The 13,205-nt window shown below is 36.5% G+C and carries 11 protein-coding genes; 1 reads left to right on the plus strand and 10 read right to left on the minus strand.

Going from position 1 to position 13,205, the window contains the following annotated elements:
• Window position 1: 1 nt before the first annotated feature.
• The 5 genes from ASG38_RS07320 to ASG38_RS07340 all read right to left on the minus strand — a co-directional run bounded on the left by ASG38_RS07320 (window position 2) and on the right by ASG38_RS07340 (window position 4,980).
• On the minus strand, window positions 2–952 hold the full coding sequence (locus tag ASG38_RS07320) for a glycosyltransferase family A protein (protein WP_056068675.1): 951 nt from the start codon (window positions 950–952) through the stop codon (window positions 2–4).
• Window positions 949–2,067: a glycosyltransferase family 4 protein gene (locus ASG38_RS07325; protein WP_056068677.1), complete on the minus strand. Its 1,119-nt coding sequence runs from the start codon at window positions 2,065–2,067 to the stop codon at window positions 949–951. The genes ASG38_RS07320 and ASG38_RS07325 overlap by 4 nt, the downstream gene beginning before the upstream one ends.
• A gap of 3 nt (window positions 2,068–2,070) precedes the next feature.
• Window positions 2,071–2,868 (minus strand): glycosyltransferase, encoded by a 798-nt coding sequence (locus tag ASG38_RS07330; RefSeq protein WP_162239672.1) that lies wholly within the window; start codon window positions 2,866–2,868, stop codon window positions 2,071–2,073.
• Between the two features lie 68 nt (window positions 2,869–2,936).
• Window positions 2,937–3,710 carry a class I SAM-dependent methyltransferase gene (locus ASG38_RS07335; RefSeq protein ID WP_082482189.1) on the minus strand — a complete coding sequence of 258 codons (774 nt, stop codon included), beginning with the start codon at window positions 3,708–3,710 and terminating at the stop codon, window positions 2,937–2,939.
• A 1-nt stretch (window position 3,711) separates the two neighbouring features.
• Window positions 3,712–4,980: an ABC transporter ATP-binding protein gene (locus ASG38_RS07340; RefSeq protein WP_056068681.1), complete on the minus strand. Its 1,269-nt coding sequence runs from the start codon at window positions 4,978–4,980 to the stop codon at window positions 3,712–3,714.
• A gap of 195 nt (window positions 4,981–5,175) precedes the next feature.
• On the opposite strand from ASG38_RS07340, the gene ASG38_RS07345 reads away from it, so the two are divergent.
• Window positions 5,176–5,910 carry a tyrosine-protein phosphatase gene (locus ASG38_RS07345; RefSeq protein WP_056068683.1) on the plus strand — a complete coding sequence of 245 codons (735 nt, stop codon included), beginning with the start codon at window positions 5,176–5,178 and terminating at the stop codon, window positions 5,908–5,910.
• A gap of 163 nt (window positions 5,911–6,073) precedes the next feature.
• Here ASG38_RS07345 and ASG38_RS07350 read toward each other — a convergent pair whose 3' ends face one another.
• From ASG38_RS07350 to ASG38_RS07370, 5 genes are all read right to left on the minus strand, one after another.
• The gene (locus ASG38_RS07350) at window positions 6,074–8,425 is read right to left on the minus strand and encodes a tyrosine-protein kinase (RefSeq protein WP_056068685.1); all 2,352 of its coding nucleotides are present in this window, start codon (window positions 8,423–8,425) and stop codon (window positions 6,074–6,076) included.
• A 5-nt stretch (window positions 8,426–8,430) separates the two neighbouring features.
• Window positions 8,431–9,210, minus strand: coding sequence for a polysaccharide biosynthesis/export family protein (locus ASG38_RS07355; RefSeq protein WP_056068687.1), 780 nt, complete (start codon window positions 9,208–9,210; stop codon window positions 8,431–8,433).
• A 50-nt stretch (window positions 9,211–9,260) separates the two neighbouring features.
• On the minus strand, window positions 9,261–11,198 hold the full coding sequence (locus tag ASG38_RS07360) for a nucleoside-diphosphate sugar epimerase/dehydratase (protein ID WP_056068688.1): 1,938 nt from the start codon (window positions 11,196–11,198) through the stop codon (window positions 9,261–9,263).
• A 244-nt stretch (window positions 11,199–11,442) separates the two neighbouring features.
• The gene (locus ASG38_RS07365; protein WP_056068691.1) at window positions 11,443–12,591 is read right to left on the minus strand and encodes a DegT/DnrJ/EryC1/StrS aminotransferase family protein; all 1,149 of its coding nucleotides are present in this window, start codon (window positions 12,589–12,591) and stop codon (window positions 11,443–11,445) included.
• A gap of 10 nt (window positions 12,592–12,601) precedes the next feature.
• Window positions 12,602–13,204: an acetyltransferase gene (locus ASG38_RS07370; RefSeq protein WP_056069087.1), complete on the minus strand. Its 603-nt coding sequence runs from the start codon at window positions 13,202–13,204 to the stop codon at window positions 12,602–12,604.
• Window position 13,205: the final 1 nt, after the last annotated feature.

Consider the following 13,205-nt stretch of genomic DNA (forward strand, 5'->3'; position numbering starts at 1 on the left):
GTTATTTTAAAAGCTTCTCGCCTTTTCCAATAATTTTCAGTGAAAAATAAGCTAAAAATATTTTAATCCAACGTTTAAAAATTCCAAAATCAAAAAAAGACAGTTTCCGCAGCAGTTTCATCAAAGCTTTCAGATCCTGTTTGCTTGAAATTACATAGGGCAAATATTTCATCATTGCCTTAAAAAAATGCAGCTTCAGGTCTTTTGACAGCTTTCCTTTTTTTTCCAACAAGGCTACCAATCGGATAACGCTATACAGGTGCGAGATTTTTAGTCTTGCGTTTTTTCGGTTATCAATATGTGATGTTATATTTTGCGGATGTTTCCTATAATAAGTAAGATACTCATCAATAACTTCAAGTTTGGGCTGTTCAATGAGCATACGAGCATAGAAATCGCTGTCCTGTCCGGCAAGAAGCTCTTCATCAAAAAGTTGCTTTCCTTTCAGGAAATTCCTGTTCCACATAATATCCGGCAAATACCAGGAAATCTTTAGTTTTAAAAAATCTTCGAGTGTGGTTTCGGTCAGAAATGTCCTGTTTTCCCTTCCTGTGATATTTTCTATGCTATTTTCAAACATCATTGTTTTAGAAATGATACCATCGAGCCCGCTATTGGTATTTAGGGCAATGCCTTTTTTATGGATAAATTCGGGATGCATAATATCATCGCTGTCAAACCAGTTTATGAATTCTCCTTGCGCCATTTCAAACCCATAATTACGACAGGCATTGGCTCCTTTTAACCTATCTGAAGGTCTTTTATATAATTTAAATCTTGGGTCCTGGCTAATAAATGCTGATACAACCTCAAAGGAATTGTCTGTTGAATGGTCGTCCACCAGAATACATTCCCAATCTGAAAAACTCTGTAAACGGATGCTTTCAAGGGTTTCTGCAATGAGATGTTCCCGATTGTAAACCGGAATCAGTATGGAGACTTGCGGCTTCACGAATTGGATGCTTTTAGAATCAGACCATTCAGTACATCAATATGCCTTTTCATTGAAAAGTTGGAACGTATATTCAATCTCCCTTTTGCTCCCATTTCTTTTGCCAACTGTTTGTCTTTTAAAAGTGATTTCATGTGTTTTGCCATCGTTTCAACATCATGCTCTTCAAACAGTAGTCCGGTTTCACCATCAATAATCACTTCGGGTATTCCGGCATGTTTGGATGCTATAACCGGTAATCCGGCCGCACTCGATTCCAGAACAGCCAATGGAGTTCCTTCCATATCACCATTTTTTGCCGTGATGGAATGCTGTACAAAAGCCAAAGATTCTTTCAGGTAATTTTTAATTTGTTCGGGAGTTACAGCTCCGGCAAACTTTACGGATTTTTCTATCTGATAATAGCGGCAAATGTTTTCGCAGGTTTCTAATAGATTGCCGTCTCCGCATAATACCAAAGTGGCTTCCGGAAATTCTTTGAGCACTTCATTAAAAGCCAGCAAGGTATAATAGGGTGCTTTTTTACCGGTAAATCTGCCAACAGAGAGAAATTGTGATTTTGAAAAAGCAGGTTCCAAATCAAAAAATATGTCGTTTGGACCGTATATGTTTTTTACGATTTTTTCTTTTGGACAGCCTATTTCTAAAAGCTTTTTATGCATGACTTCTGACACCACTATTACATAGGCGGCATAACTGAACATGGCTGCATATTGCTTTTCAAATTCTTTTAGGGTAGCATGGGCAGAAGCATCATAACCGTGAAAATGGATTATCAGGGGCAATCCGGATTCTTTTATGACATCAATAAATTGGGCTGCCGTTGTTCCGTATTCAAAAAATAATACGTCAATCCTGTTTTTTTTCCAGGAATTGAGCAGGGCTTTTTTTTGTGACTGCAGTTTTTTAGAAGAAACGGCATCTATTGCCTTTCCAATTAGTTTTTTGGCACCGCCTAACACCTCACCTTTTCCTTCTAATTTAATATTTGAAGCCGTTCCATAATAATAACTAACGTTTCCGTCAAGCAAATTTTTATGAGCCTGAATGAATGTTTCAGAATAGGCATTCTGTGAAGGCGTTACTATGGCAATATTTGGACTGCTGCTTTTCAATGGTTATTTAATTTTAAAAATACTAAGTACTTTTTTCTTATATGTCTTTATAATTTCTTTGCGATGATGGGCTATAATCTCATTCAAATGGGTCTGATAAACACCAAAATGGGCCTTAAAAAAACGCATTAGCCGTATCCGGTTTTTATGATAGTCTATAATTTTCTGACCAGATGTTACTCCTCTTTCATTTTTTCTGTAAACTGCCATTATCCCATCAATAAGCCTTAGCTTTCCTTTTGCCGAAATAATGGAGAACAGGGCCATATCTCCGCTTTTTACTTTTTCAAACCACGTTGGAAATTCTAAAAAACGCTGTCTGAAAACAAAAGAACAGGTATGGAACAGCGCCAGTCTTGAGAATGTGTCTGGCTGTGTAAAATCATGTTTGTCATATTCCCGCCAGGGTTTTGGCTTAAAGTCCGAAACCATTTCGTTAATGACAAGAACATTGTGGAAACAGCCGGCATATTTTTTATTATTATCTAAAAAAGCAATCTGCTTTTGAAGCTTGTTTTCATCTGTCCAATAATCATCTCCTTCACACAATGCTACATATTCGCCTGAACATTGTTTTAATGCAAATATAAAATTAGGCATCATTCCCAGATTTTGCTCATGAAAAAAATATTTAATGAGCGAGCCTTTTGGATGTGATTGTATAATTTCTTTTATGACAGCATCAGTAGTATCAGTAGAACAGTCATTGGAAATTATAAGTTCCATATCACAATCTATATTTTGCATCAAAACACCTTCTATCGCTTCACGAATATAGTTTTCGTGATTGTATGTTATCATGCAAACGCTAATTTTCATAGTGCTGAATTAGTGATTTGATAGTTACTGCATTTCAAACTGCAATCTTTCTATTTCTTTCCGATATAAAGCACACTCCCTGAAGTGATGCCGTATTTTTTAAATACCGATTCGCCAAAGTAATCCTTATTCAATTCTTCCAGATTGAATCCGACAGATTTAATTCTTTGGATAAAATCGTTTTTACTGTATAGTCTTTCGTGGTCATCCTGTCCGAAGTATTTCCAACGTTCAGAAACGGTATAGTGTTTATCCTTTTCTGCTTCAAAACTTTTTTCGAGTCCCAGGTTTATTGGTGCCATTAGTATTGCAACTCCGCCTTTTTTAAGCACTCTGTAGATTTCGCTCAAAGCCTTGATGTCGTCAGGAACATGTTCCAGAACGTGCGAACATATAACCAAATCCCATGAATCATCCGGATAAATATCCATTGCCTGTATGTCTACATTGTCATCAACATCTTTCATAAATAAATCTGCCGACCTGTAATTTTGTGCCAATACCTTACTGTTAAGGTAATTTTTCAAATGTTCTGTAGGGGCAATATCCAAAACTTTGACCTCTTTAGATTTTGAAAAGAAATCATTCAGATATAAGGCATACAGTCTCGAACGGTCTGAAGCAGCACAATTGGCGCACGAATATTCAAAAAGGTTTAGGGTTTCAAATAAAAAAATGGAATGGATAAATCCTTCTTTGGCAAATGTCCTTAAATATTTCTCGGGTAATGGATTCAGTCTGACGTTATCCTTACCGCAAACGGAACATGAAAAATTGCCTTTGGGAGCTGTTAGTTTTTTTTTAATTTTTCTAAGAATGTTCATCTTATATTTTTTTGAAATCCCAATCAATCAGGTTTTGAGGCCTAATGGCTCCAATCCATTTTCCATACCAGGCAACATCTCTTTTTTCTTCAAGGTAAGAAATGTTCAGTACGTTATATTCGTTGCATAGCGGTTTAGAAGAATCTTCCACAAGCAGAACTCTAACCGAATAGGTATCTGTATTCATCAGGTTTTTTGGAATTATGGTACTGATGACATACTTGCCTTTTTCACAATTATAGGAATCTGAAACCACATTAAAAACAGGAACTTCGGCACTGGAATATACGACCATGCTTATGTTCAGTTTTTTGGGCACTTCACCAAGATTTTCAATTACAAACTCTATTTCCAGGTCGTTACTAATAAATATTGACTTTTCTTCTGTTTTGGCTTTGACGCTGATGAGTTTGCAAACATTATTTCCGGGGGCTTTTTCCAAAGGCCATACTTTTTCTAAAACATTGGAGCTTTTTTCGGCTTTTAAATATTCGTCAATGGTGCTTTCCGGTGAGCCTGAAAAAACAAATCTTCCATTATCTATCAGGACAGCCCTGGTGCATAAACTCTTTACTGCCGCCATATTGTGGCTCACAAAAAGTACTGTTCTGCCCTCACCTCTGGAAATATCCTGCATTTTACCAATTGCCTTTTTCTGAAATTCTGCATCACCAACTGCAAGTACTTCGTCTACGACCAAAATTTCCGGTTCTAAGAATGCTGCTACAGCAAACGCCAAACGCACGGTCATTCCTGAACTGTATCTTTTTACCGGAGTATCGATATAGCGTTGACATCCGCTGAATTCTATAATTTCATCTATTTTCGACCTGATTTCCTTTTTGGTCATTCCCAGAATGGCTCCATTAAGATAAATATTTTCACGACCGGTCATTTCGCTATGAAAGCCCGTTCCTACTTCAAGCAAAGAGGCAATACGTCCTTTTGTTTTTATGACACCTGTGGTAGGAGCAGTAACCCTTGAAAGAATTTTAAGCAGTGTTGATTTTCCGGCTCCGTTTTTGCCTATTATGCCCAAAACTTCGCCTTTCTGAACTTCAAAGCTTATGTCCTGCAAAGCCCATACATACTCTGATGTGCCTTTTGAAGTACGGTCGTTGGTATCACCCACTTTAAGATATGGGTCTTCTTTTCCACGAACATTTGCCCACCAACGGTTAAGATCATGGCTGAGTGTTCCTGTCCCAACTTTACCCAAACGGTATTGTTTTGAGATTCCTTCAGCTTTTAATATTATTTCTTTGTCCATTTTGTGGTAGAGACTTAAAATATTGCGATGTTGATATGCTTGCCAAATATAGGAATAAGTAATTTAATTTGCAGACTACAAGAGTTCCAAAAGCATTTTTACAAAATGATTTTTTCCTGTTATATTCCGTTTTAAAAACAACTAATTATTAAATATATGTTATAAATTTGCAAGCGAATTTTTAAACACACGACTTTGCTTTTCTTTTCTAAAAACAAACCGATTCTTAGGGATCTGATTGAAAATTATACAGATATCCATTCCCATCTGCTACCGGGAATTGATGATGGTTCCAAAAATTTCGAAACCACGCTTTCTCTTATACAGTCATTACAGAAAGTAGGATTTGAACAGTTTGTAACTACTCCACATATTATCAAAAACATTTGGGACAATTCACGAAGCGGTATAGAAACACTGTGTGCTTCTACTACAGAAAAGCTTTCTAAAGAAAATATAAATCTTCCTTTTAAGGCCGCAGCTGAATATATGATGGATGATTCCTTTTCAAAATTGATGGAATCGGAAAAACTGCTTACGCTTAAAGACAATTATTTGTTAGTTGAAATGTCCTATATCAATCCGCCAATGCAATTGTATGATATTATTTTTGACATCAGGATTGCCGGTTATCAGCCTGTTTTGGCGCATCCGGAACGCTATATTTTTTATCACACCAATTTTGAGGAATACAATAAGCTAAAAAAAGCGGGCTGTATGTTTCAAATGAACCTGTTGTCGACAGTAGGATATTATGGTTCAGCGGTAGCTAAAGTAGCTCAAAAGCTTCTTGAGAAAGGAATGATTGATTTTACGGGATCTGACCTGCATCATGAAAATCACTTGAAAAGCTTTGACAAAAAACTTGCCTTTTCTGACACTGCCGCTTTAAAAGAAGCGATAAGACGCAACGATTTTTTCCGGGTATAATTTAAATTCGTTTATGCATAGCGATTCTGTGTCTTTGTATGAAATAGTTGCTCGCAAAGACGCAGAGCCAAGTTTTGAAATGCTGTGTATTTTATGAGCACACTGTTTAATATCACTAATTTTAAAAAGAAAGCCCTTTTTTTAAAAAAGGGCTTCTTTATTTTCATTTCTTAAACAGGGTTTTATACCACGGTTTTACTTCTACATCAGCTCCATAGCCATAACCGTAACCATAGCCATAACCTTTATTCATTACTTCTGTTGCATTTAACACCAAAGACATATTAGGCAGCTTTTTTTGGTTGTAGAACATTTCCGGTATATGCAGGAGTCGTTTGTCAAGATAATTTGCCCTTACTACATAGATAAACGCATCGGCATTCTTAGCAATAAGTAACGTATCCGTAACCACGCTTACCGGAGCCGTATCGACGATTATGTAGTCGTAAGTCTCTTTAAGTTCGGCAAACATCTTGTTTATCTTGTCGTTCATCAAAAGTTCCACAGGGTTTGGAGGTATGACTCCTGAAGACAATACATGGAAATCTTCAAAATTATCCAACCTGGTTATATAGCTGGACAGATCTTTATCCTGTTTTGAAAGATAGTTGGTAACTCCTTCGGATCGGATTGGAATATATTCTGCCAGTTTTGGGTTTCTGATATCCATTCCTACCAGTAATACTTTTTTACCGGACAAAGCAATTGTTCCTGCAAGATTTACGGAAATAAAAGTTTTTCCTTCTCCCGGAATTGTCGAGGTAACAAAAATAACCTTCCCTCTTTCAGTGCTTGTTCCAGTTAGCATAAATTCCAAGTTAGTCCTGACAATACGTATGGCTTCCGCAGAACCAGAGCGGCTGTTGGTATTGATCATTTCTTCGTGCGAATCTGATTTTGGAACATCTCCCAGGAATGGAATTGCCAAACGTTTTTCGATATCCAGTCTGCTTTTGATTTTGGTGTTGAGCAATTCTTGCAAATAGATAATAGCTGCAGGTATAGCCAATCCTATTACCAAAGCAATAAGATAAATCATGCTTTTTTTTGGAGAAACAGGAATTCCTGAAAAATAACTTGAATCTATAACTTTAGCACTTTGCTCGGTTGCCGCTAAAGTTAAAGCTGTTTCTTCTCTTTTCTGAAGTAGGTATAGATATAAAGCCTCTTTTACTTTTTGCTGCCTGTCTATAATCCTGAATTCTCTTTCTAAGCGAGGCACTCTTGCTTTTTTGTTTCCTAAAACCGATCCTTGCTGATCCAAATTCTTTTTGGTAATAGTTAAAGAAGATTGCATTCTGGCCAGGCTTTGACTTATGTTTGACTTCATAGCCTGGATTTTCTTGGCAGCATTAACCACTACCGGGTTTTCAGCTGTGGCACCGGCAGCAATTCGATTATACTCGATTACAAGCCTATTGTACTCCATTATCAGTTCTGATGCTTCAGACTGTGTCGAAAGGAGATTACTAGGAATAAGATCTCCAGGTCCGCTTGAATTTAAAAACTGACGCATTGATGCCACTACATTCAATTGGATTTCTGTTTCTATCTGTTTCTTTTCATACTCAGAAGCATTTTCAAGAAACATGGTAGCTTCCGTAGGAATATCAGTAAGATTGTTTTGTTTTTTAAAACCCTCTACATCCTTTTCTACATCTGTAAGTTCTTCGGTTATAAGTCCGAGACGTGTAGAAATAAATTGCGAAGTCTTTTCTGCAACTAAGTTTTTATCTTCAATAGCATCATCATTATAGATTTCTACTAAAGTATTTAAGAAATCTGCTGCTCTTTGTGAGTTTTGATCTACTACAGACAGTTCGATGACACTTGTGTTTTTTCCAACAGGAGATATCCCTAAAGCTCCTCTGTAATAAGTCGTCATCGTTTCAACAGGATAAATATTACAATCTATTGAAAATGAACTTTTATCTGCAATATCGACTTTGGTAACTGAAAGAGTACCTTCTGGGATTTTGATAAGACTTCCATAACTAAAAGTTCCCAACTCTTTATCTTCCGTTTTAAAAAGCTTAAACTTATTGGCATTTACTGATTCAATCGTAAAGGTATGTACTTCTTTTTTGTACTGCTCATTTGCAGGAGAATAGACAACTACAATAGGCGATGCTTTATACAATTCGGATGATTTAACGCGGCCATGACTCAAATAATGAATATTCAGATGCAGCTTGCTTACGGTTTTTTCCGTTAGCGTTCGTGATTTTAGAATCTCAACTTCGTTATCGACATTACTTTTGGATGTACCTACTCCAAGATCAGACAAAACTGAAAGTTCAGAAGCCAGGCCACCTTTCTTATCATCTTTTACCAAAATAGTAGCTGTAGCTTTATATAAAGGGGTACTATATCTTAAGTACAAAAAAGCCAGACCTAATACTACGATAACTGAAAGCGCAAACCATTTCCAATGAACAAGGTATTTTTCTACCTGTTCTCTTATATTAAAATCTGATTCGTGGTTTTCCTGTGATATTTCTTGTTTATTATTCATCGTTACTATCGTATTGTTAAGGCTATTATCGTTACAAGAATGGAAATTGAGGAAAGAACAATTGCAGTGTTCGGGCCTACTGCAGAAGAATTTACTTTAGTTTTGTTTGGTTCTACATATACTACGTCATTCTGCTTCAGGTAATAAAAAGGAGAATTCAAAAAATCTGCTTTTGTAATATCTACTCTGGTGGCTTGTTTTTTTCCGTCCACTTCACGGATAACTAAAATATTATCTCTTTTACCATAAACAGTCAGATCTCCTGACATGCTCAATGCTTCAGTCAGTGTAATTCGTTCACTTGTAATGTTGTGAATTCCAGGTTGTGTAACTTCACCCTGAACAGTAACCTTATAATTTAATATTCTAAGATTTATAGAAGGTTTTTTGATGTATTTTTCAAGCTCATTGGTTATTTTGGCTATCGCTTGTGTTCTGGTAAGACCACCTATTTGGATAGATCCCAATACCGGGAATTGGATAAATCCTTTAGAATCTATCAAATAACTATTCATCCGCATTTGCTGATTTTCAAGCTCCGTAGTTGATTGCATGATGACAGATGGTAAATTAAAAGGTGCAGCTACTTCGGGATTTTCAGCCATGACAACGATCATTAACAAATCGTCAGGTTGTAGTATCGTTTCGTATGAGGAGGAGCTTTCAAGATTAGGAAGCTGGTCAATATTCTGATAATAAGCTACATTCTTTCTCGAAGCGCATGAGAATATGAAAAGGGATAAAAAGAGTAAGATTACAGGCCTAAAATAATTCAACTTTTTCATATGGTTTTTAATGCAAAGATACTATTTAACAATTAACAGGCTAAAGAAAACTAAATTTGACTTACATGATTATTGTCTAAAGTTTCAAAAATAGAGTTCATACTTTTAAATTCTGGAACAATCAGCTTCATTTTTGCCACAATTTCCTCATTTGAAGTAATTTCTGAAATTTCGATAAGGTCATGAATGGCCATAGTAACCGCTTCATAATCATCAAATATTTCTTCTGCAATCATTATTTTTTCATGATGTGTTGGCAATGTCTTGGCGGTATCGTTTAGCAATTCTTCATAGAGTTTTTCACCCGGACGAAGGCCAACTATTTTTATCTTTATCTGTTTGTCTGGCGCAAATCCTGCCAACTTGATCATTTTTCTTGCTAAATCGATAATCTTAACCGGATCACCCATATCAAAAATATAAATCTCACCTCCATTACCCATTGCTCCTGCCTCAAGAACCAATTGGCATGCTTCTGGAATTGTCATAAAATAACGGATAATATCCGGATGTGTAATTGTAACCGGACCACCTTCTTCTATTTGCTTTTTAAAGAGCGGCACTACCGAACCATTAGACCCCAGAACGTTCCCAAATCGGGTTGTTATAAATTTTGTGCTATTATATTCAGCATCATTCTTATATTTATAATTCAGAGACTGAACATACTTTTCAGCTATCCTTTTACTAGCTCCCATTACGCTACTTGGATTTACGGCTTTATCTGTAGAAACCATAACAAATCGCTCTACTTTATGTTTATGAGACAAATCAGCCAGAATTTTTGTTCCCAAAATATTAGTAAATATGGCTTGGGAAGGATTTTCTTCCATTAACGGCACATGTTTGTATGCTGCAGCATGATATACAACCTGTGGCTGATAAAGCTTAAATACCTGTTTCAATACCTGTTTGTTCCTTACATCCGCCAATATATTATGTATCCTGATATTGGGATTGCAATTGGCAATTTCAAGCGAAAGGTTATGCAAAGGTGTTTCTGCCTGATCGAGAATCACAATAGTTTTTGGTTCAAATCCAATTACCTGCCTTACTATCTCACTTCCTATTGAGCCGGCAGCACCAGTTACCATAATTGTCTTGTCCCGCAATTGCGAAGAAATAGAATGCATATCAAGAACAATAGGCTTTCTTTCCAGCAAATCCTGGATTTCGAAACTCTTGATATTCTTGGAAATTTCTTCCTGATTTTCCCAATCGGTAATCAGAGATATTGTATATACCTTATAGTTATATTCCAGGCACTCATCAACGATAGCCAGTCTTTCTTCTTTTGTCAACGATTTGTCAGCAATAATAAGTGCTTCGGCACCCACAGAGCGCATCACAACCGGCACACGTCTCTTAAGCTGTAAGATTGGCAGATCCAGAATTCTTTTTGAGCTATTCTGGTTGAATTTATCAATAAAACCGAGCAGTTTGAATCGGCTTGGATTTTCTGACCTCAAGGCATTTGCCACTGCTATTGCATTATTATCAAAACCATAAATCAATGCGCGCATCTGCCCTTCTTTTCTTGAAATACTAAGATATTTTTCAAAAGTCTGCTTTACGACTATTCTATAAAAGAACAGAAAACAGAAAGAAAGAACACCATTGATAAAAATTCCTGTATTTAAAAATATTTTGTAATCATGGTCCAACAGGAATACAAAATTGACAAATACGAGCGTGATTAAGGCACAAAACTGCGCAAAGAAGATTTTAACCGCATCTATGTAGGAAGAGTGCCGTATAATTCCGGAATAGGTACGAAAAACCCAAAAGAAAAAAATGTTTACCGAAAAATACAGCATAGCCCCATAAAAGAGGTAACCATCAGGAATATAAGTCAACTTAATTCCTTTTAAGAGAAGATAAGTTATTAGCCCAGCAGCAAAAACAATCCCCAAATCTAACAGCAAAACTACCCATCTGGGAAGGTATCCCAAATTCTTAAAACTAAAATTCAATTTTAGTCCTGACATTGCTGTTAACAAATCAGTTCTAAAAGATTTCTTGTCCAAATTCTTTTCTATTTATTGGTTAAACCTTTTGGGGGGTTTTAATAGTCTGGTCTATTTATTTGGCAAAGTTATGTAAAAAAGAAGTATGTTAAGCAAATACTAAATTTTTAAGTCTTTATTAACTGTTTTTGTTAAACAATTGTTTCATTATAGCCTTATCAGCATAACACAACAATTCTTTTTAAAAATAATGATAATTTTCTATTTATGTTTTTTTATCAAAAAACTGATTTAGAGCGATTGTAATTCTACTTTTTTCCTCTTCCGTCATATTTGACCCTGAAGGCATGCAAAGACCGTCATCAAATAGCTTTTCAGAAACATTTTTACCATAGTATGGATACTTTTCAAAAACAGGTTGCAGGTGCATCGGTTTCCACAATGGGCGGCTTTCTATATTTGCCTGTTCCAGTGCCAGTCTCAAATCTTCACGAGTCTTTCCTTCTGTTTTTGAAGGGTCAATTACGATGGCAGAAAGCCAATGGTTTGAAAAATAGTTATTATCAGGCTCACAAAGCACCGATACTCCATCAATATCCTTGAAATAATCCTTGTAAAACTCGTGCATTTTTCTTCTTAGACCCACATGCTCTTCCAGGACTTCCATTTGCCCTCTTCCTATTCCAGCGCAAATATTGCTCATTCTGTAATTATAACCTACTTCGCTATGCTGGTAATGTGGAGCATTGTCTCTGGCTTGAGTGGAGAGAAATACAACTTTATCTTTTAATTCTTTGCTTTTCGTTACTATAGCACCTCCACCAGAAGTAGTAATAATTTTATTTCCGTTAAATGAAAGAACGCCAATTTCTCCAAAAGTACCGCATTTCTGTTTTTTGTAATGGCTACCTAATGCCTCAGCACTGTCTTCCAAAACGGGGATTTCGTATTTTTTAGCAATCGCATGAATTTCATCTACTTTATAAGGCATCCCATAAAGGTGTACAGCTATAATAGCTTTGGGTTTCTTTCCTTTGGCAATTCTGTCGGTTATTGCTTCTTCTAAAGCAATCGGACAAAGGTTCCATGTTTCTTTTTCGCTATCAATAAAAATTGGAGTTGCTCCCTGATACATTATCGGATTGGCCGAAGCTGAAAATGTCATACTCTGGCAAATAACTTCGTCACCTGCTTTGACGCCTAAAATTACCAGCCCTAAGTGTAAGGCGGCAGTTCCGGAACTCAAAACCCCGACATTAGAATTCTGTCCGATAAATTTTTCTAAATCTTGCTCAAATCCGGTTACATTTGGCCCGAGTGGCGCTACCCAGTTTGATTCAAAAGCTTCATTGACATAATTCTGTTCGGTACCTCCCATATGCGGAGAAGAAAGCCATATTTTTTGATTACTCATTTTATATTTTTTATTTTTCTGTATATTTTATAATTCTGCCCGGGTTTCCCACAACAACAGCATAGTCTTCAACATCTTTTAACACTACTGCTCCGGCTCCGACAATTGCCCATTTGCCAATCGTAACACCCTGTATTACGGATGCTCCAATACCAATATGTGTTCCTTGTCCTACTTTCACATCTCCAGCCAGTGAGGCATTTGGCGAAATATGGGCATAATCGCCAATATTGCAGTCATGGTCTATTACAGCGCCTGTATTAATAATACAATGTTTTCCAATAACTGAGTCCGGGTTTACAATAGCACCAGCCATTACAACCGTCCCTTCTCCAACAGACGAATGTTTGGAAAGTATTGCCGTTGGATGTATTACTTTATGAAATTTGGCACTGATTTTTTCAGATATCATTTTGCGGACCTTATTATCCCCAATGGAAATGGTTAAAAGAGTATTCTTAGTGATTTTAAAATTCTCCGCTTTAACCACAGGAATTTCAAAGACATGCTCTTTCTTGGGATTATCATCCAAAACAGCCTCTACGGTATCTCCCTGCAGGTAAACGGAATCCATAATTACTTTGCAGTGCCCGCTTGCCCCATATAATACAATA

It is taken from the genome of Flavobacterium sp. Leaf359, assembly GCF_001423985.1.
GTDB lineage: Bacteria > Bacteroidota > Bacteroidia > Flavobacteriales > Flavobacteriaceae > Flavobacterium > Flavobacterium lindanitolerans.

Excerpts from the sequence above, each read along its gene's own strand:
- ASG38_RS07335 (WP_082482189.1), bottom strand. The coding sequence starts at position 3,710 with ATGAACATTCTTAGAAAAATTAAAAAAAAACTAACAGCTCCCAAAGGC.
- ASG38_RS07365 (WP_056068691.1), bottom strand. The coding sequence starts at position 12,591 with ATGAGTAATCAAAAAATATGGCTTTCTTCTCCGCATATGGGAGGTACC.
- ASG38_RS07340 (WP_056068681.1), bottom strand. The coding sequence starts at position 4,980 with ATGGACAAAGAAATAATATTAAAAGCTGAAGGAATCTCAAAACAATAC.
- ASG38_RS07355 (WP_056068687.1), bottom strand. The coding sequence starts at position 9,210 with ATGAAAAAGTTGAATTATTTTAGGCCTGTAATCTTACTCTTTTTATCC.
- ASG38_RS07350 (WP_056068685.1), bottom strand. The coding sequence starts at position 8,425 with ATGAATAATAAACAAGAAATATCACAGGAAAACCACGAATCAGATTTT.
- ASG38_RS07330 (WP_162239672.1), bottom strand. The coding sequence starts at position 2,868 with ATGATAACATACAATCACGAAAACTATATTCGTGAAGCGATAGAAGGT.
- ASG38_RS07360 (WP_056068688.1), bottom strand. The coding sequence starts at position 11,198 with ATGTCAGGACTAAAATTGAATTTTAGTTTTAAGAATTTGGGATACCTT.